Genomic DNA, 18,060 nt, shown 5'->3' on the forward strand with positions numbered 1-18,060 from the left:
TGGCCGTCGGATCGCGGGGGGCAGAGGTCCAGTCAAAGGTGTGACGTTCTTGTTATTGAGGGCCGACCGCGGCGTGTCCGTACGGAAGCGTCCGGGAAGGTCCGGTGTGTGACGCGCGTGTAGCGGACACGTTTCGGAGGCGCGAAGCAGCAGATCGTTTCAGGGTTGGAGGGCGGCAGCGGGGCTGTCGGGCCGGCAGAGCGTCCGGAATGCGTGCGCGAGCGCGTCGGCGTAGCGCTCGCCGGGGATCACGCTCAACTCCTGACGCGCGCGATCGTTACGGAGCGTGACATTGAGGAAGGGTGAACGGGCACGGAGCGGCACACCGTCACAGTTGGTGACCTTCGCTTCGAGGAGCAGGGTCCGTGCGTTGCCGGGGTTCACGGTGACCGGCGGCCGCCCGGCGAGGCTCAGGTCGACCCCCTCGTAGCCCTGGCCCACGTCCAGGACGGTCAGGGGCGAGGTGGCCGTCGCGTGCAGCTGGACGGTGAAGGTGCGTCGGGCGCGGTCGGAGACGGCGAGGCGGTCGAAGGTGATGCGGGCGCTCTGCGCCGGGTAGGGCATGCGTCTGTGCGTGGCGGAGGGCGTGCCCGGTCCCGGCGCGGGTCCGGCTTCCTCTCCCCCTTCCTGTTCCTGCTGCGTCCGTGCGCCGGAGCCGGGCATCTGCGTGGCGACCGCGTAGCCGCCGGCGCCGAGCAGGAGGAGGCAGGCGGCGGTGACGGCGGTGCGGCGGGCGCGCGTGGGAAGGCCGTACCAGAGCTCGCCGATCCCGGGGCCTTCGCCTCCGGAGGCCAGCACCTCGGGGTGCCGCGGCGGCGATGACTGTCTCCTGGCCGGTGGCAGCGGCGGCCGGAGCGGCTGCAGTCGTGGCGGCTGGGACCGGGGCTGCGGCAGCGGCGGGTACGGGACCTGGCGCGGGGGCTGCCGCGGACCCTGGTAGGGGACCGGGTTCTGGTTCGGGTCCTGGTACGGGTCGGGGTACGGGCTGCGGTACGGCTCCGGGGATGCGGGCCGGCCCCGGGCGCGGGGTCTTCGAGGGGTGTCGCCGGCCCCTCCGCGTCTGCGTCCCGTGCCTCCCATGTGCGGGAAGCTAGCGGCCTTCCGGCGGCGTGACCAGGGTGGCGGCATCGGCATCGGCATCGGTGGGGGCGTCACGCAGCAGACACGTCAGCCGGGCGCTGCACACGCGCCTGCCGTCGTCGTCGGTGATGACGGTCTCGTACGTCGCGGTGGAGCGCCCCAGGTGCACGGGCGTGGCCGTGCCGGTGATCAGCCCGGAACGGACGCCCCGGTGGTGGGTGCAGTTGAGGTCGACGCCGACGGCGAGCCTGCCCGGCCCGCAGTGCAGCATCGCGCCGACGGAGCCGAGGGTTTCCGCGAGCACGGCGGAGGCGCCGCCGTGGAGCAGTCCGTAGGGCTGGGTGTTGCCCTCGACGGGCAGCGTGCCGGTGACCTTCCCGGGCGAGGCATGGAGGATCCGCAGGTCCATGCGTTCACCGAGGTGCCCCGCCGAGAAGAGGCCGGGCAGATCGAGCCCGAGCCCCGCCCACTGGTCGAGGATCTCCTGAGGGAACGTGGTCCTGGTGTGCTCGCCCATGAGCAGCGGCTCCGATCACAGTGGTCGGTCGACGTCGTGACGTGAGGGTCAACCGGTCGATGCGGTCGGGTGTTCCGCACCGTCATATCAGGTGGCTGAGCGTGCGCTCAGGTCGAAGTGACGCGGATCACCGGTGACTTGCCACCGGTGACGCAGTGCGAGCCGCCGGGCCTCGCGCAGACGTGGACGCTGAGGCGGGCGCTCGCGGACGGCGTTGTCGGTGGGCCGTGGGAGGATCGGCTACGTGACTGAGAAGGCATCGAAGAAGACCGCACCGCGCCTGCTCCTGATGGACGGGCACTCGCTCGCCTACCGCGCGTTCTACGCCCTGCCCGCGGAGAATTTCTCCACCTCCACGGGCCAGACGACAAATGCGATCTACGGCTTCACGTCGATGCTGTCCAACACTCTGCGTGACGAGGAGCCCACGCACTTCGCGGTCGCCTTCGACGTCTCCCGCAAGACCTGGCGCTCCGCGGAGTTCGCGGAGTACAAGGCGAACCGCTCCAAGGCCCCGGACGAGTTCAAGGGGCAGGTCGAGCTGATCGGGGAGCTGCTCGACGCGATGCGGGTGCGCCGCTTCGCGGTGGAGGGCTTCGAGGCGGACGACGTGATCGCCACGCTCACCACGCAGGCGCTGGCCGAGGGCTTCAAGGTCCTGATCGTCACCGGCGACCGTGACGCCCTGCAGCTCGTCGGCGACGACGTCACGGTGCTCTATCCGACGAAGGGCGTCTCGGAGCTGACGCGCTTCACCCCGGAGAAGGTCTTCGAGAAGTACGGCCTGACACCCGAGCAGTACCCGGACTTCGCCGCGCTGCGCGGCGACCCCTCGGACAACCTCCCCGGCATCCCCGGCGTCGGCGAGAAGACGGCCACGAAGTGGATCAGTCAGTTCGGTTCCTTCGCGGAGCTGTCCCGCCGTGCGGACGAGGTGAAGGGCAAGGCCGGCGAGAACCTGCGGGCACACCTGGAGTCCGTCACGCTCAACCGTCACCTCACAGAGCTCGTGCGCGACGTCGAACTGAGCTGCGGCCCGGAGGACTTGGAGCGCCTCGCCTACGACCGGGACACGCTGAACGTCGTGCTGGACGCCCTGGAGTTCCGCCATCAGAACTTCCGCGAGCGGCTGTTCGCCGTCGATCCGGGCGCGCAGGAGGAAGAGGTCTCCCCGTCGGTGGAAGGCGTGGAGATCGACGGCACCGTGCTCGGCTCCGGGGAGCTGGCCGGGTGGCTGGAGGAGCACGCCGGCGGGACGCTCGGGCTGGCCACCGTCGATGTGTGGAAGCTCGGCACAGGCAGCGTGAGCGAGATCGCCCTCGCGGCAGCCGGCGGCCCCGCGGCATGGTTCGACCCCGCCCAGCTGGGCGAGGCCGATGAGAGGGCGTTCTCCGCGTGGGTCGCCGACGCGGCCCGCCCCAAGGTCGTCCACGACGCCAAGGCGGTCGCGCGGGTCTTCGCCGAGCACGGCTGGAGCGTCGCGGGCGTCACGATGGACACGGCCCTCGGCGCGTATCTCGACAAGCCGGGCCGCCGCTCCTTCGACATGGAAGCCCTGTCGGTGGAGTATCTGGGCCGCGAGCTGGGCCCGGCGGACGCGGGCGGCGGACAGCTGGCCTTCGGCGTCGACGAACAGGCCGAGGCGCAGGCGCTGATGGTCAAGGCCCGTACGATCCTCGACCTCGGCGAGGTCTTCGAGGACAGGCTCGACCAGGTCGGCGCCGCCGATCTGCTCCGCGACCTGGAGCTTCCCGTCTCCGCGGTGCTGGCACGGATGGAACGCTCCGGCATCTGCGCCGACCGCGAATGGCTGACGAACCTGGAGCAGCAGTTCGCCGACGCCGCCCAGCAGGCGGTGAAGGACGCACACGCCGCCGTGGGCCACGAGTTCAACCTCGGCTCGCCCAAGCAGCTCCAGGAGGTGCTCTTCGGGGAGCTGGGCCTGCCCAAGACGAAGAAGACGAAGACGGGCTGGACGACGGACGCCGACGCGCTGACGTGGCTCGCGGCGCAGACCGAGCACGAACTGCCCGTGCTGATGCTGCGCTACCGCGAACAGCAGAAGCTGCGCACCACCGTCGAGGGCCTGATCAAGACGATCGCCCCCGACGGCCGTATCCACACCAGCTTCAGCCAGACCGTCGCCGCCACCGGCCGCCTCTCCTCCACCGACCCCAACTTGCAGAACGTGCCCGTCCGTACGGACGAGGGCCGCGCCATCCGCCGCGCCTTCCGCGTCGGCGAGGGCTACGAGAGCCTGATGACCGCGGACTACAGCCAGATCGAACTGCGCGTGATGGCCCACATGTCGGACGACGAGAAGCTGATCGAGGCCATCACCTCCGGGGAGAACCTGCACACCACCGTCGCCTCACAGGTCTTCGACGTCACCGAGGACAAGGTCGACGCCGAGATGCGCCGCAAGATCAAGGCCATGTCCTACGGGCTGGCCTACGGCCTGTCCGCCTTCGGGCTCTCCCAGCAGCTCGGCATCACCCCGGACGAGGCCCGCAAGCTGATGGACGACTACTTCGAACGCTTCGGCGGCGTCCGCGACTTCCTCCACCGCGCCGTCTCCGAGGCCCGCGCCACCGGCTACACCGAGACCATCATGGGCCGCCGCCGCTATCTCCCCGACCTCAACAGCGACAACCGCCAGCGCCGCGACATGGCCGAGCGGATGGCGCTCAACGCACCGATCCAGGGCACCGCGGCGGACATCGTGAAGGTGGCGATGCTGCGCGTGGACGCCGCGCTGCGCGAGGAGAAGCTCTCCTCACGCATGCTGCTGCAGGTCCACGACGAGATCGTGCTGGAGGTCGCCCCCGGCGAGCGGGACGCGGTGGAGGAGCTGGTGTGCCGCGAGATGGCGGGCGCGGTCCAGCTGCGCGCACCGCTGGACGTGTCCGTCGGCGTCGGCGACGACTGGGAGTCCGCGGCGCACTGACCCCGTACTCCGCACCGGGCGGAATGCCCCGACCCGCAGACGTGGCCCGGCACTTGTCGTAGTGTCACCGTGTTGACGACCGCAGGGCAGAAGCAGGGGGTCCGGCAATGGTGCGGTATCGCGGGTTTCTCGGCGGTGGCAGGAAGATCCGCCGTGGAGTGGCGGGCACGGCCATCGCCGCCGCGACGATGGCGGCGCTGACCGCTTCGCAGGCGCCCGGCGCGGAGGTGGACCACCGTGCCGACGGGCCCGGCAAGGAGCGCCCGGACGACGCCCAGCCCGACCGCGCGCCGGGCGACGACTCGTACCACACCGAACTGCCGCCTCTCGAATCCCCCGCCCCGCCCCGCAGTTCAGTGGACACGCCTTCCGAGTCCGGCATCCCGGCGTCGGTGCTCGCCGCGTACAAGAAGGCTGCGCGCTCGCAGAACGCCTCCGACCCGGCCTGCGGGCTGCGCTGGGAACTGCTCGCCGCGATAGGCAAGGTCGAGTCCGGGCAGGCACGCGGCGGAGCGGTCGACAAGGCGGGCACGACCCTGAAGCCGATCCTGGGCCCGGTGCTGAACGGCGCGGGCTTCGCCCGCATCACCGACACCGACGGGGGACGGCTCGACGGCGACAAGCGCTTCGACCGCGCCGTGGGGCCCATGCAGTTCATACCCTCCACGTGGGCGCGCTGGTCCGCCGACGGCAACGGCGACGGCACCCGCGACCCGGGCAACATCCACGACGCCGCGCTGGCCGCGGCCGGATACCTCTGCGCCGGCGAACGGGACTTGAGCACCAAGGCCGGCCTCGACCGCGCGATCCTCAGCTACAACAACTCCCAGGACTACCTGCGTACGGTGCTGGCCTGGTACGAGTTCTACCGCAAGGGCACACACGAGGTCCCCGACGGTTCGGGTGCTCTGCCCGGCTCACCCGGAGCGGGCGCCTCGGACGGGCCGGGCAAGGGGGGCAAGGGCTCGCCGGACGGCGGCTCCGGCTCCGGCAAGCCGGGCAAGGGCGAAGGCGGCGACGGAGACGGCGGCGGACCGGACGGCGGTGGCGGCGAGGAGTCCCCGGCCCCCGGCACCGCGACGGCCCTGAAGCCGGTCCTCGCAGGCGAACTGGACGCCTTCACAGGCGAGAACTTCGAGAACCGTGCCCGCGTACGGGCCGTCGACAAGGCCGGTGAGGCTGTCGACGGCATCCGCATCAAGTACACGATCAAGGGCACGACCGGCGCGCGGTTCCCCGGCGGCAAGAAAGAAGCCACCGCCACCACTGGCGCGGATGGTCTCGCCACCGCTCCCCTCATCGCCGCGGGCAAGCAGGCAGGGAAGTTCACCGTCACCGCCACGGCAGTGGGCCGCGACCTGCGCACTGTGACGATGGGCGCCGAGGTCGCACCGAAGTACACCTTCGCCCGTGAACCCGAAGGGGCGCTGAAGGCCCCGGTGGATTCGGAGTTCACCGACATCAAGGTCACGGTCAAGCACCAGAGCAAGGCCACCGACGGCGTCCAGGTGACCGCCACCATGGTCGACGAGGACGGCGAGGAGAACACCAAGGGCCCCTACTTCAAGGACCTGTTCGGCAATGAGGACCGCGCCATCACCAAGTCCACGGGCGACCTGCTCGGCGAGAAGGGAGTCCTCGACCTCCCCACCGTCCACACCGACGGCAGCACCGGCACATTCACCCTGCGCCTCACCACCGCCGACGGCTCCACGTACGACATCGAGCTGACGGTCACCAAGGAATAGCAGCCGGACGCGCCGGCCCGGCGGCGCCTGCCGCACGGGCCTACGCCGGCCCTGCCGTCTCGTCGCGCTCGCACACGAAGATCGCCGTCCCGGGGATCAGCCGCCCCCGCAGCGGCGACCAGCCGCCCCACTCCTGGGTGTTCCAGTCCGGCCACTCCGGTTCCACGACGTCCAGCAGCCGGAACCCCGCGCTCACCACGTCCCGCACCCGGTCACCCATCGTGCGGTGGTGCTCGACGTAGACCGCGCGGCCCCGCGCGTCCTCCTCGACGTACGGCGTCCGGTCGAAATAGGAGCTGAGCACCGTCAGCCCTTCCGGGCCCGGCTCGTCCGGCAGCGCCCAGCGCAGCGGGTGCGTGACGGAGAAGACCCAGCGGCCGCCCGGCCTCAGCACCCGCCGTACCTCCCGCAGCACGTGCACCGGATCGGCGACGAAGGGCAGAGCACCGAACGCCGAGCAGGCCGAATCGAAGGAGCCTCCGGCGAACGGCAGCGCCCTCGCGTCCGCCTCGACCAGCGGGAAGCCGGACCGGCCGCCCCGGCCGTCGCCGATGCGCAGCGCATGCTGGAGCTGCCGGCGGGAGAGGTCCAGTGCGACGGGACGGGCACCCTGAGCCGCCAGCCAGCGCGAACACTGCGCGGCGCCGGCTCCGACCTCCAGCACACGCATGCCGCGCAGCTCGGTGGCAGGCCCGAGCAGCCGGGCCTTCGCCTCGTCGAGTCCTTCCGGGCACCACACGAAACGGTCGTCGCCGAGGAAGGCGCCGTGGTCGTCCTGGTACTCGTCGGCGTTGCGGTCCCACCAGCCGCGACTGGCTCTGCTGCTCTCGGTGCTTCCGGCGTGCCTGCGCACCGCCTCCGGCTCCGGCCGGTCCGCCGTGCTGCTGCCGCCGCCGTGGTCTTGGGTCATCGGGCCCGCCGTCGTACGCTCGTTCCATCACTTGTCGCCGCGGGGCTGCGGGGACGCCGTTCAGTGCTCTGACGGGTGCACGCGGTAACGGGCGCGCCGGTTATGGGACGTTCCACCCCAGCTGTGCTCTTTCGCGCATTGACCATGCCCAGCGGCCCCCGTATGCTACAAGTTGCGCTGCGGGCCTGCGTGCCTCGGACGGAGCAGGCCGCGCTCGCATCAGTGGTGTATCCCCTCGGGTTAGTGGCTCTCAAGGCTGTGTCCGGCTGGCTTGCATGCGCGGTGCGATAACGGGCTCTCGGCGTAGCAGAACCTACGACTTCATGTCCGTACCCGGAGACCCTTTCACACATGACGAGCAGCACCGAGACCACCGCCACCACTCCGCAGGTTGCGGTAAACGACATCGGTTCCGAGGAAGCCTTCCTCGCCGCGATCGACGAGACGATCAAGTACTTCAACGACGGCGACATCGTCGACGGCGTCATCGTGAAGGTCGACCGGGACGAGGTCCTGCTCGACATCGGTTACAAGACCGAAGGCGTCATCCCGTCCCGCGAACTGTCGATCAAGCACGACGTCGACCCCAACGAGGTCGTCGCCGTCGGTGACGAGATCGAAGCCCTGGTTCTCCAGAAGGAGGACAAGGAGGGGCGCCTGATCCTCTCGAAGAAGCGCGCTCAGTACGAGCGTGCCTGGGGCACCATCGAGAAGATCAAGGAAGAGGACGGGATCGTCACCGGCACGGTCATCGAGGTCGTCAAGGGCGGCCTCATCCTCGACATCGGCCTGCGGGGCTTCCTGCCGGCCTCCCTGGTCGAGATGCGCCGTGTCCGGGACCTGCAGCCGTACGTCGGCAAGGAGCTCGAAGCCAAGATCATCGAGCTCGACAAGAACCGCAACAACGTGGTTCTCTCCCGCCGTGCCTGGCTGGAGCAGACCCAGAGCGAGGTCCGCCAGACCTTCCTCACCACCCTGCAGAAGGGCCAGGTGCGCTCCGGCGTCGTCTCCTCCATCGTCAACTTCGGCGCCTTCGTCGACCTCGGCGGTGTGGACGGCCTGGTGCACGTCTCCGAGCTGTCCTGGAAGCACATCGACCACCCGTCCGAGGTCGTCGAGGTCGGCCAGGAGGTCACGGTCGAGGTCCTCGACGTCGACATGGACCGCGAGCGCGTCTCCCTGTCGCTGAAGGCGACGCAGGAAGACCCGTGGCAGCAGTTCGCCCGCACGCACCAGATCGGCCAGGTCGTGCCCGGCAAGGTCACGAAGCTCGTGCCGTTCGGCGCGTTCGTCCGCGTGGACGAGGGCATCGAGGGTCTGGTCCACATCTCCGAGCTGGCCGAGCGCCACGTGGAGATCCCGGAGCAGGTCGTCCAGGTCAACGACGAGATCTTCGTCAAGGTCATCGACATCGACCTGGAGCGCCGCCGCATCAGCCTCTCGCTGAAGCAGGCCAACGAGTCCTTCGGTGCGGACCCGAGCACGGTCGACTTCGACCCCACGCTCTACGGCATGGCGGCGTCGTACGACGACCAGGGCAACTACATCTACCCCGAGGGCTTCGACCCCGAGGCCAACGACTGGCTGGAGGGCTACGAGAAGCAGCGCGAGGAGTGGGAGCGCCAGTACGCCGAGGCGCAGCAGCGCTTCGAGCAGCACCAGGCGCAGGTCATCAAGTCCCGCGAGGCCGACGAGCAGGCGGCGGCCGAGGGTGCCGGTGCCGGCGGCGGCAGCGCGCAGCCGCAGCAGGGCGGCAACGGCGGCGGCGGTGGCCAGGCCGGCGCCTCCGGCGGCGGCTCGTACTCCTCCGAGTCGAACGACGACTCCGGTGCCCTCGCCTCGGACGAGGCGCTGGCCGCGCTGCGCGAGAAGCTCGCCGGCGGCCAGAGCTGAAGCCGAAGCTGAGCGTCCGCCGCTGAGCGGCGGCGTCGGCTGACAGTACAGAGAGTGGGGCCTGCTCCTTCGCGGAGCGGGCCCCACTTCGCTGTCCGCACCCGTGCGCGCCTGCCGCAGGAATGCCGGCGGCTCACACACCGTTGTCCTGTGTGAACGCGACTAGTTAGGGGCGCCAGCAGTGCTTGAACCGCACAGTGGGCAGAGCGTGTACACGTGGGACGAGAGCGGGCTCGAAGCTGTCGACGCCGTCATCGGCGGTCCCGACGGCGCGGGCCTGGTGATGCTGTATCACTTCGAGGGCTACATGGACGCCGGCGAGGCGGGAGAGCAGATCGTCGAGCGTGTGAAGGACAGCCAGCCCTGCGTCACCGTCGCGCGTTTCGACGCCGACCGGCTCGTGGACTACCGTGCGCGCCGCCCCACGATGACCTTCCGCAGCGATCGCTGGGTCTCCTACGAGACGCCCCGGCTGGAGCTCCGCCTCGTACGGGACGCGACAGGGGTGCCGTTCCTGCTGCTGTCCGGACCGGAACCGGACGTGCAGTGGGAGGCCTTCACCGCGGCCGTCCGTGAGATCACCGAACGCCTGGGCGTGCGCATGTCCGTCAACTTCCACGGCATCCCGATGGGCGTTCCCCACACCCGTCCCGTGGGCCTCACGCCGCACGGCACGCGAACGGATCTCGTACCGGGCCACAGCGCCCTCTTCGAGGAGGCCGAGGTCCCCGGCAGTGCCGCCGGCCTGATCGAGCTGCGGCTCGCGGAGTCCGGGCACGACGTGCTCGGCGTCGTGGCGCACGTGCCGCACTACGTCGCCCGTTCGGCCTACCCGGACGCCGCGCTCGTCATCATCGAAGCCATCACCTCCGCGACGGGGCTCGTGCTGCCCGACGTCGCGCACGCCCTGCGCAACGAGGCGCTCAAGACGCAGAACGAGATCGAACGGCAGCTCGCCGAGGGGGACGAGGACCTCGTGGCGGTCGTACGGGGCCTCGAGCAGCAGTACGACGCCCTCGCCGGTGCCGAGACGCGGGGAAACCTGGTGGCCGAACCCAGTGAACTGCCCTCGGCCGACGAGCTCGGCGCGGTCTTCGAACGCTTCCTCGCCGAGCGTGAGGACGAGGGCGGCGGGAGCAGCAGCGGAGGCGGCGCCGACGGAGGCACCGGCGGGGACAGCGCGAGCTGACCGGCGAGGCAGAGCGGCCGGGCGGAGCGAACGGGTCCTCCCGGTTTGGTTGGCCTGGGCGTGGCCGGATTCCGGGCACCGTATAGCGTTGCCGTCATGCTGAAGGTGGGCCTGACGGGCGGTATCGGCGCCGGGAAGAGCGAGGTCTCGCGGCTGCTGGACGAGCACGGTGCCGTGATCGTCGACGCGGACAAGATCGCCCGGGAGGTGGTGGAGCCCGGAACGCCGGGGCTGGCCGCCGTCGTTGCGGAGTTCGGGGAGGAGATCCTCGCACCGGACGGCAGTCTGGACCGGCCCAGGCTCGGGGCCGTCGTCTTCACCGACACGGACAGGCTCGCCGCGCTCAACGCCATCGTTCACCCGCTCGTGGGTGAACGCTCCGCCGAGCTGGAACGTCAGGCGGAAGAGGAGGACAGCGGCGGAGTGATCGTCCACGACGTACCGCTCCTCACCGAGAACGGGCTCGGGCCGCTGTACGAACTCGTCCTCGTCGTCGACGCCTCCCCGAAGACGCAGCTCGACCGGCTCGTGCGGCTGCGCGGCATGACCGAGGGGGAGGCTGCTTCCCGCATGGCGGCACAGGCGACACGCGAGGAGCGGCTTGCGCTGGCCGACATCGTGATCGGCAACGACGGCCCGCTGGAGGAGCTGGAGGCACGGGTGCGTGAGGTGTGGGAGGAGCTGCGCCGACGGGCGTAGGGGCGACCACCCGGGCGGCCCGGCGCCCGCCGGGACCGGGCGTTCCACGGACCGGGCAGCCCACCCGTGCGTAGTCCGCTCCGGTGGGAGCGGAGTGCCGCCGGTTGCGACTGGGAATAGCTACAGGGGATGAGGCGTTCTGGCGCCAGTGCACCGCAACCGTCACACCGGCACCGGTGAGGAGGCAGGCACCGTGTCCGAGGCCACCCCTGAGACCCTGGTCATCGAGTTCCGCGCTGCGGAGCAGCTGCTCAACGCGCACGACCCGCGGGGCGCGTTGAAGCTGCTCGACACGGTCATCGCGGCGCACCCGGAGAACACGGCGGCGCGGCTGCTGCGCGCTCGCGCATTCTTTCTCGGCGCGCAACTGCGTCCGGCGGAGATGGAGTTCCAGACCGTCCTGGAGCGCGAGCCTGACAACGCGTTCGCTCATTTCGCGCTCGCGCGTACGCTGCAGCGCGCCGACCGCAAGGACGAGGCGCGGCGGCACTTCCGGCTGGCCGCGGCCCTGGATCCGCGGCCCGACTTCGTCGAGGCCGCGGCCTTCGACCCTCCCCGCTCCTCCTGAGGGCCGCCCCGCTAGGGTGTGCTGCCGCGCGGACGTGCCGCACCGGCCGCGTTTCAGCACCAGCGGCAGTGACAGGGGGAGAGCATGTCGGGCACGGGGCGACAGGGGATCTTCGGCAGCTCCGGCACCGGGGGAGGACGGTCCGGTCTGACTCCCGAACTCGGTCTGACGAGCCCGTACGCGGCACTGCCCGCCCCGAGCTGGAAGGGCAGAGCACTGGGCGCGCTGTTCTTCCTCGGTGCTCTGGTCTGCGTGTGCTTCTCCGTCTACAACGGTGCGCACGCCGCGGGCATGGCCGGGCGGCAGGGAACCATCACCGTCGAGGCCTGCAGGGTCGAGCAGGGAAGCCGCAACTCCAGTGACACAACGGTCTGTTCAGGCACCTTCCGGCCCGAGGACGGGTCACGGGCCGTGCCCGGCGCGGAGGTGACGCGAGAGCTGCGCCAGGGCGAGAAGATCGAGGTCCAGCAGTCGGGGAACGGTTTCGTGCCCGTCGGATTCCGCGAGATCTGGCGCTGGAACGCGCTCTTCTTCTTCGCGTGGATCGTCGCCGCCCTGGGCGTGCCCTTCGCCGCGACCGGCATCTTCCCCGGCAGGCAGCAGGCGTTCGCCGTCGGACAGCGTGTCCGCGGCACACGGGCAGCGGTGGTCATGAAGTACCTGTACATCGGGGGCGGCGGCGGAATCGCGGTGTGCCTCTACATGATCTGGGTGCTCTGAGGACACGCCGTACGGGCAGATGGCGGCCTCCGCGCGCCCGCGTACGGGAGCGGCGGGCGGCGGCTCAGCCTGCGGCGGGAGCCCGGGCTTCCTCCGGGGCGGGCTCCCCGTACCAGCGCCATTCCGTCCGGCGGGGGTGGCCCGGGAGGTCGGTACGGCCCGTGGCCCAGAGCAGGGCGGGCCAGGGAGCCGCGTCCACCCGCACATCGGGAAAGAGCCGCACGAGCACTCGCCGGCACAGGTCCTCCGGAGGCTCCCAGGGGACGCCGATGCCCTGAGCGACGTCGTGGACGTGGACGAGCGTCTCCACGACGCCCATCGCGGCGAACCCCGCGGAGTCGGAGACGCCGTACGGATGCCAGGCGCGCAGCTCCGCCGGTGCCGTGCGCACCATGGCCGTCAGCAGCGAGCCACAGGCCTCCATGACTCGCAGCAGTCCTTCCGGGCCGGCGTCGCGGTCCGCGAACACCACGTTGGCGGGACCGTCCGGCTGCCGCCGCGTGAAGCCGAAAGGGATGCTGTCCGTCAACGGAGGGTTGTCCGGGGTGAGTTGGGCGGCGTAGCCGAACAGGTCGTCGTTCAGATGCTCGACGGTCTCCCAGCAGTCCCACTCCAGCGAGCCCGCCTTGACGCTCCAGTCCGCCCCCGTTCCCGTGCTGAGGGCGGCGACGGCGAGCCGTACGGCCGTGCGCACGTCGTCGGCGGTCACGGTCACCACAGGGGCAGGGTCTCTCGCGTCGTCGTCCGGCATTGCGCGAACGTACCAACCCCGCGGGTGTCCGCGCTCTGCGGTTTCCGGACGGACATCGCTGGTCGGAAAAGTGTGCGGGCACTGTCAGTGGTGCGCCGTAGACTCAGGCGCGTTCGAGTGGGGACCGTGCGTCACAGGGGAGCGCACGGTCCGCACGGCACGAGAAGCGGAAGCGGTGGCGCGGATGGCAGTGCCCCCGGGGGGCGGTCTCGCGCGGTGCGCGGCGGTCTTCCTGCCGGGGGAGCCGGGCCCGTCCCGTACCGGAAGAGTCGCCTTCTGGCGTCCGGACGGCGGCGCGCTCCCGGAGCCGGGTGACGCCGGGGTTCCGGGTGCGGAGCGGCTGACGCTGACGGTCGCGCGGCGTCACGGCAAGGGCGCGAGGGCCCGTACGGCCGAGGCGCTGAGCACGGGAGTCGCCGAGGCGCTTCCGTTGCTGGTCCGTGCGCGGCAGGACCCCGGAGCCCATCCCGCGGCCGCGTGCTGGGGAGCGGCCGCGCTGCACGCGCTGCATCTCGTGGCGCGCGGCCGTCTGCTGCCCGGCCTCGGCAGCGGGAACTCCGACGCCTGGCGGGCCGGGCCGCTCGACGCCCAGGACGCCGCCCAGGTGCGGGCGATCGCTGCGGCCATGCCGGCCGAGGCCCACGCGGTGCCCGTGCCGGGCAGCCGCAGGCCCCTGCTGCTGCCCGCTCCCGAGAGCCTGCTGCGGTCCTTCCTCGACGCCGTGGCCGACACGCTGCCGCGTACGCCTGCGGCGCCGAAAGCGGTCGGTGCGCCCTTCGCCGCATGGGAGCCGCAGCGGCTGCCGGAGGCGGCACGCGAATGGGCGGCCGAGGTCGCGGCAGGCATGGACACGGGCGTGCGGATCTCGCTCCGCCTCGACCTCTCCGCCGACGACCTGTTCGACGCGGGGCCCGCAGAGGAAACCTCCGGTGACGCTCCGCGCTCCGGGGACGGTCCCTCCGCGGGGGGCCGTAACGGGCAGGTCCGCAGGGGCTCGGCGGCCGTCGTGCAGGTGCACAGCCTCGCCGACCCCGTGCTCGTCGCGGACGCGGCCCAACTGTGGGCCGGCGCCGAGCACTTCGGCCCGCGTGCCCGCATCGACACCCTGCTCGCGCTGCGCCGCGCCGCCCGCGTGTGGCCGCCGCTCGCCCGGATTCTGGAGCGACCCGTCCCGGACGTACTGCCGCTCACGGAGGACGAGTTGAGCGACCTGCTCGGCAGAGCCGCGACCAGGCTGGCCGCCGCCGGTGTCGCCGTGCACTGGCCGCGTGAAGTGGCAAGGGAGCTGACCGCCACCGCCGTGATCCGGCCCGCTCCGGGCTCGGCCTCGGACGGCTTCGGCTTCTTCGAGGCGGACGAACTCCTCCAGTTCAGCTGGCAGTTGGCCCTCGGAGGCGATCCGCTGACCGAGGCCGAGATGGACGCGCTGGCGGAGGCCCACCGGCCCGTCGTGCGGCTGCGCGGCCAGTGGGTGCTGGTCGACCCCGGGCTCGTACGCAAGGCCCGCAAGCGCAACCTTGGTCTGCTGGAGCCGGCCGACGCGCTGGCGGCCGCGCTCACCGGCACCGCGGAGGCCGACGGGGAGACCGTGGAGGCCGTACCGGCCGGGGCGCTGGCCCGGCTGCGGGCAAGGCTGACCGCCGAACTGCCGCCGCTCGGCCAGCCGGACGGGCTGCACGCCACTCTCCGCGACTACCAGCTGCGCGGACTGGCCTGGCTCGAGACGATGACGTCGCTCGGTCTGGGCGGCTGCCTCGCCGACGACATGGGGCTGGGCAAGACCGTCACACTGATCGCGCTCCATCTGCACCGCGCAGCGGCCGGTTCACGGGAGCCCACCCTCGTCGTCTGCCCCGCCTCGCTGCTGGGCAACTGGCAGCGCGAGATCGAACGCTTCGCGCCGGGCGTTCCCGTCTCCCGCTTCCACGGGCCGGGGCGAAGCCTCCCGTGCGGCGCGGAGGAAGGGGAGGCAGGCGGCTTCGTCCTCACCACCTACGGCACGATGCGCTCCGCCGCTTCCCAACTGGCCGCCCACCGCTGGGGAATGGTCGTCGCCGACGAGGCGCAGCACATGAAGAACCCGCACTCCGCCACGGCGAGAGCGCTGCGCAGCCTGCCCGCTCCCGCACGCGTCGCCCTCACCGGCACACCCGTCGAGAACAACCTCTCCGAGCTGTGGGCGCTCCTCGACTGGACGACGCCGGGGCTGCTCGGTCCGCTGAAGTCCTTCCGCGCCCGGTACGCCCGGGCAGTGGAGGGCGGTGAGGACGAGCAGGCGACACAGCGGCTTGCCCGGCTGGTGAGGCCGTTCCTGCTGCGGCGCAGGAAGTCCGACCCCGGCATCGCGCCCGAACTGCCGCCGAAGACCGAGACGGACCACCCGGTCGGGCTCGTACGTGAACAGGCCGGGTTGTATGAGGCAGTCGTACGCGAGACCCTCGCCCGTATCGAGACGGCCGAAGGCATGGCGCGCCGCGGTCTGGTCATGAAGCTGCTGACGGCGCTCAAGCAGATCTGCAACCACCCGGCGCAGTATCTGAAGGAGGCTGCCGCGGCGCCGGGACGGGAGGGGAGCGCCGTGCTCGCCGGCCGTTCGGGGAAGCTGGAGCTCCTGGACGAACTGCTGGACGTCATCCTCGCGGAGGGCGCCGCGGTGCTGGTCTTCACGCAGTACGTCGCGATGGCCAGGCTCATCGAGCGCCACCTGCAACAGCGGGGCGTGCCGGCGCAGTTGCTGCACGGGGGCACTCCCGTCCCGCGGCGGGAGGAGATGGTGCGCCGCTTCCAGGGCGGTGAGGTCCCGGTGTTCCTGCTGTCGTTGAAGGCCGCGGGTACGGGGCTCAACCTCACCCGCGCCGCGCATGTCATCCACTACGACCGCTGGTGGAACCCGGCCGTGGAGGAGCAGGCGACAGACCGGGCCTACCGCATCGGCCAGACCCAGCCTGTGCAGGTCCACCGCATCATCACCGAGGGCACGGTCGAGGAGCGGATCGCCCAGCTGCTGGACTCCAAGCGGGAGTTGGCCGACGCGGTGCTCGGCGGCGGTGAGGCCGCGCTGTCCGAACTGACGGACGCGGAGCTCGCCGACCTCGTCTCGCTGAGGAGGACGGCGTGAACTGGAGGACGGCGTGAACGGGCGGCCCGGCATCCGGGCGGACGGGTCTCCGGCCGGCGGTGCGGCTGCCGGGTCCGGCCCGGCGTCGGCCCGCGCGCGCAGCCTTCCGCCGGCGCCTCCCCGCCCGGGCGCCCGTGGCCCCTTCGCGGAATCCTGGTGGGGCAACGCCTGGGTGCGGGCCCTGGAGGACTCCTCACTGGACGCCGGACGGCTCTCCCGGGGGCGTACGTACGCGCGCGGCGGGCACGTCGGGACGATCACCGTCACGCCCGGCCGGATCTCCGCACCCGTGAGCGGCAGCCGCCCCCGCCCGTACCGCACGGTGATCCGCATGAGGGTGCTGACCGAGCGGGAACGGGAGGCGTTCCTGGACGCTGTCTGCGCCCAACCCGCCCACATCGCAGCGCTGTTGGACAAGGACATGCCGCACGCGCTGGTGGACGCGGCGGCTGCCGCGGGCGTACGGCTGCTGCCGGGGCCAGGTGAACCCGACCCGGCCTGCTCCTGCCCCGACAGCGGGCGCCCCTGCAAGCACGCTGCGGCCCTGTGCTACCAGACGGCCCGCTTCCTGGACGCGGACCCCTTCGTGCTGCTGCTTCTGCGCGGACAGGACGAGGAGGGGCTGATCGACGAACTGGCCCGCCGCAACGCCAAGTTGAGCGCGCAAGGTGCGGGCACGGACACGCACGCCGGAACCGGCAGCGGCACCGGCACCGGCACCGGCACCGGCGAGGGAATCCCGTACAGCCCGCCGGGCATCCCGGCCCGGGACGCGCTGGCCACGTCCGTACGTCCGCCGCTGCCCCCACCCCTGGAGCCGCCCGCCGCGCCCGGCGAACCGCCGTTGCTGCCCGAGCTTCCCGGCGCACCCGACCCCGCCGCCCTCACCTTCCTCGCCACCGGCGCGGCACGGCGCGCCCACGCGGCCCTCACGACCGGGCCCGCCGCCCTCGAACGGCTCCCCCCACCGCACGACGCCGTACGTCTCGCGGCCACCCACCCTCAACTCACCGGCCGTGGCACGTTCTCGGACCTCTTCGCCCGGCTGGCGCGCGGGAGCGGGCACACCGCGCAGGGTCTGGCCAGGGCCGCCGCGGCCTGGCGCCAAGGAGACGAGGGCCTGTCCGTCCTGGAGACCGTCTGGGATCCGCCCGCGGGCGGCTTCGACCGCGCACGCGGTGCGCTCGCCGCCGCCGGCCTGCCCCGCATGACGATCCGTCACAACCGTCTCACCGACGCCACCGGCACCCTCCAGCTCCGTTACGGCCGTGACGGCCGCTGGTACCCGTACCGCAGCGAACGCACGGGCGACGGGCAGCGGCAGGAGTGGTGGCCCGAGGGCCCCGCGGACAGCGACCCGGTCGCGGCCCTGAACGCCCTGACGGAGGGCTGAGAGCCGGGCTGTGTGCGCCCCGCCGCTGTGCGCGTGAGGCGTACCATCAACTGCTGGACGTCTGCGCGGACTTGCAGGGGGAGAGCATGGACACGGCTTCAGCGAGCGCGATCGCCGCGGCGGTCAGCGGGGCGGCGAGCTCCGTCGGTACGGAAGCGGGCAGGCACGCGTGGGAGTCGCTGCTCGCCCTGTGCCGCCGCGTCGGCGGGAGGCAGCCGGGAGACGGGATCGCACTTCCCGAGGACGAGGGCGACGAGGAACAGGTCCGCGTCCTGACCACCCGCGTGATCGAGGAGAGCGAACGGGACGGGGACTTCGCCGCCGGCCTGGAATCCTGGGCCGCGCAGCACGGGTTCCCCCTCCGGGTCGACAGCGGCTCCGTCAGCAACACCATCTCCGGCGACGCCCGCGTCAGCGGTCCCGTCATCCAGGGCCGCGACTTCTCCGGGCCGATCACCTTCGGCGGCTAGGCCGGTCAGTCCGTGACCGGCCCCGGGCAGCGGGACTGCTGCCTCCGCACCCGGGTG

Annotated in this window: 14 protein-coding genes; 10 read left to right on the forward strand and 4 right to left on the reverse strand. The window is 71.8% G+C overall.

The window, feature by feature from the left end; genetic code table 11:
• Positions 1-159 precede the first annotated feature (159 nt).
• Both AN215_RS20050 and AN215_RS20055 read right to left on the reverse strand, forming a co-directional pair.
• On the reverse strand, positions 160-1,080 hold the full coding sequence (locus AN215_RS20050) for a hypothetical protein (protein ID WP_139140765.1): 921 nt from the start codon (positions 1,078-1,080) through the stop codon (positions 160-162).
• A 10-nt stretch (positions 1,081-1,090) separates the two neighbouring features.
• Positions 1,091-1,597: a PaaI family thioesterase gene (locus AN215_RS20055; RefSeq protein WP_070012158.1), complete on the reverse strand. Its 507-nt coding sequence runs from the start codon at positions 1,595-1,597 to the stop codon at positions 1,091-1,093.
• Positions 1,598-1,886: 289 nt separating this feature from the next.
• Between AN215_RS20055 and polA the strand changes: the two genes are divergently transcribed.
• Positions 1,887-4,544 carry a DNA polymerase I gene (gene polA, locus AN215_RS20060; protein ID WP_079123278.1) on the forward strand — a complete coding sequence of 886 codons (2,658 nt, stop codon included), beginning with the start codon at positions 1,887-1,889 and terminating at the stop codon, positions 4,542-4,544.
• Between the two features lie 107 nt (positions 4,545-4,651).
• A complete protein-coding gene (locus tag AN215_RS20065; RefSeq protein WP_070012160.1) occupies positions 4,652-6,292 on the forward strand; it encodes a lytic murein transglycosylase in 1,641 nt (546 codons plus the stop codon).
• A gap of 40 nt (positions 6,293-6,332) precedes the next feature.
• On the opposite strand, the gene AN215_RS20070 is transcribed toward AN215_RS20065, so the two are convergent.
• Positions 6,333-7,202, reverse strand: a complete 870-nt coding sequence (locus AN215_RS20070; RefSeq protein WP_070012161.1) for a class I SAM-dependent methyltransferase — start codon at positions 7,200-7,202, stop codon at positions 6,333-6,335.
• A gap of 351 nt (positions 7,203-7,553) precedes the next feature.
• Between AN215_RS20070 and rpsA the strand changes: the two genes are divergently transcribed.
• From rpsA to AN215_RS20095, 5 genes are all read left to right on the forward strand, one after another.
• A complete protein-coding gene (gene rpsA / locus AN215_RS20075; RefSeq protein ID WP_070012162.1) occupies positions 7,554-9,095 on the forward strand; it encodes a 30S ribosomal protein S1 in 1,542 nt (513 codons plus the stop codon).
• Positions 9,096-9,303: 208 nt separating this feature from the next.
• Positions 9,304-10,284 (forward strand): proteasome assembly chaperone family protein, encoded by a 981-nt coding sequence (locus tag AN215_RS20080; protein WP_245694561.1) that lies wholly within the window; start codon positions 9,304-9,306, stop codon positions 10,282-10,284.
• Positions 10,285-10,380: 96 nt separating this feature from the next.
• Positions 10,381-10,983 carry a dephospho-CoA kinase gene (coaE, locus tag AN215_RS20085; protein WP_070012164.1) on the forward strand — a complete coding sequence of 201 codons (603 nt, stop codon included), beginning with the start codon at positions 10,381-10,383 and terminating at the stop codon, positions 10,981-10,983.
• A gap of 193 nt (positions 10,984-11,176) precedes the next feature.
• Positions 11,177-11,551 (forward strand): tetratricopeptide repeat protein, encoded by a 375-nt coding sequence (locus AN215_RS20090; protein WP_107374435.1) that lies wholly within the window; start codon positions 11,177-11,179, stop codon positions 11,549-11,551.
• A gap of 84 nt (positions 11,552-11,635) precedes the next feature.
• The gene (locus AN215_RS20095; RefSeq protein ID WP_070012166.1) at positions 11,636-12,271 is read left to right on the forward strand and encodes a hypothetical protein; all 636 of its coding nucleotides are present in this window, start codon (positions 11,636-11,638) and stop codon (positions 12,269-12,271) included.
• 64 nt (positions 12,272-12,335) lie between these two features.
• On the opposite strand, the gene AN215_RS20100 is transcribed toward AN215_RS20095, so the two are convergent.
• Positions 12,336-13,022, reverse strand: a complete 687-nt coding sequence (locus AN215_RS20100; protein ID WP_070012167.1) for a DinB family protein — start codon at positions 13,020-13,022, stop codon at positions 12,336-12,338.
• Positions 13,023-13,206: 184 nt separating this feature from the next.
• Between AN215_RS20100 and AN215_RS20105 the strand changes: the two genes are divergently transcribed.
• From AN215_RS20105 to AN215_RS20115, 3 genes are all read left to right on the forward strand, one after another.
• Positions 13,207-16,140: a DEAD/DEAH box helicase gene (locus AN215_RS20105; RefSeq protein ID WP_070012168.1), complete on the forward strand. Its 2,934-nt coding sequence runs from the start codon at positions 13,207-13,209 to the stop codon at positions 16,138-16,140.
• Positions 16,141-16,153: 13 nt separating this feature from the next.
• On the forward strand, positions 16,154-17,533 hold the full coding sequence (locus AN215_RS20110) for an SWIM zinc finger family protein (RefSeq protein ID WP_245694562.1): 1,380 nt from the start codon (positions 16,154-16,156) through the stop codon (positions 17,531-17,533).
• Positions 17,534-17,619: 86 nt separating this feature from the next.
• Positions 17,620-18,003 carry a hypothetical protein gene (locus AN215_RS20115; RefSeq protein ID WP_070012169.1) on the forward strand — a complete coding sequence of 128 codons (384 nt, stop codon included), beginning with the start codon at positions 17,620-17,622 and terminating at the stop codon, positions 18,001-18,003.
• Positions 18,004-18,060 lie beyond the last annotated feature (57 nt).

The sequence above is a fragment of the Streptomyces abyssalis genome, assembly GCF_001751365.1.
In the GTDB taxonomy this organism is placed as follows: Bacteria; Actinomycetota; Actinomycetes; order Streptomycetales; family Streptomycetaceae; genus Streptomyces; species Streptomyces abyssalis.

What these genes read in the sequence shown, in the direction of transcription:
- AN215_RS20065 (WP_070012160.1), top strand. Translation starts at nt 4,652, where the DNA reads ATGGTGCGGTATCGCGGGTTTCTCGGCGGTGGCAGGAAGATCCGCCGT.
- rpsA (WP_070012162.1), top strand. Translation starts at nt 7,554, where the DNA reads ATGACGAGCAGCACCGAGACCACCGCCACCACTCCGCAGGTTGCGGTA.
- coaE (WP_070012164.1), top strand. Translation starts at nt 10,381, where the DNA reads ATGCTGAAGGTGGGCCTGACGGGCGGTATCGGCGCCGGGAAGAGCGAG.
- AN215_RS20100 (WP_070012167.1), bottom strand. Translation starts at nt 13,022, where the DNA reads ATGCCGGACGACGACGCGAGAGACCCTGCCCCTGTGGTGACCGTGACC.
- AN215_RS20070 (WP_070012161.1), bottom strand. Translation starts at nt 7,202, where the DNA reads ATGACCCAAGACCACGGCGGCGGCAGCAGCACGGCGGACCGGCCGGAG.
- AN215_RS20055 (WP_070012158.1), bottom strand. Translation starts at nt 1,597, where the DNA reads ATGGGCGAGCACACCAGGACCACGTTCCCTCAGGAGATCCTCGACCAG.
- AN215_RS20105 (WP_070012168.1), top strand. Translation starts at nt 13,207, where the DNA reads ATGGCAGTGCCCCCGGGGGGCGGTCTCGCGCGGTGCGCGGCGGTCTTC.
- polA (WP_079123278.1), top strand. Translation starts at nt 1,887, where the DNA reads ATGGACGGGCACTCGCTCGCCTACCGCGCGTTCTACGCCCTGCCCGCG.
- AN215_RS20050 (WP_139140765.1), bottom strand. Translation starts at nt 1,080, where the DNA reads ATGGGAGGCACGGGACGCAGACGCGGAGGGGCCGGCGACACCCCTCGA.
- AN215_RS20115 (WP_070012169.1), top strand. Translation starts at nt 17,620, where the DNA reads ATGGACACGGCTTCAGCGAGCGCGATCGCCGCGGCGGTCAGCGGGGCG.
- AN215_RS20095 (WP_070012166.1), top strand. Translation starts at nt 11,636, where the DNA reads ATGTCGGGCACGGGGCGACAGGGGATCTTCGGCAGCTCCGGCACCGGG.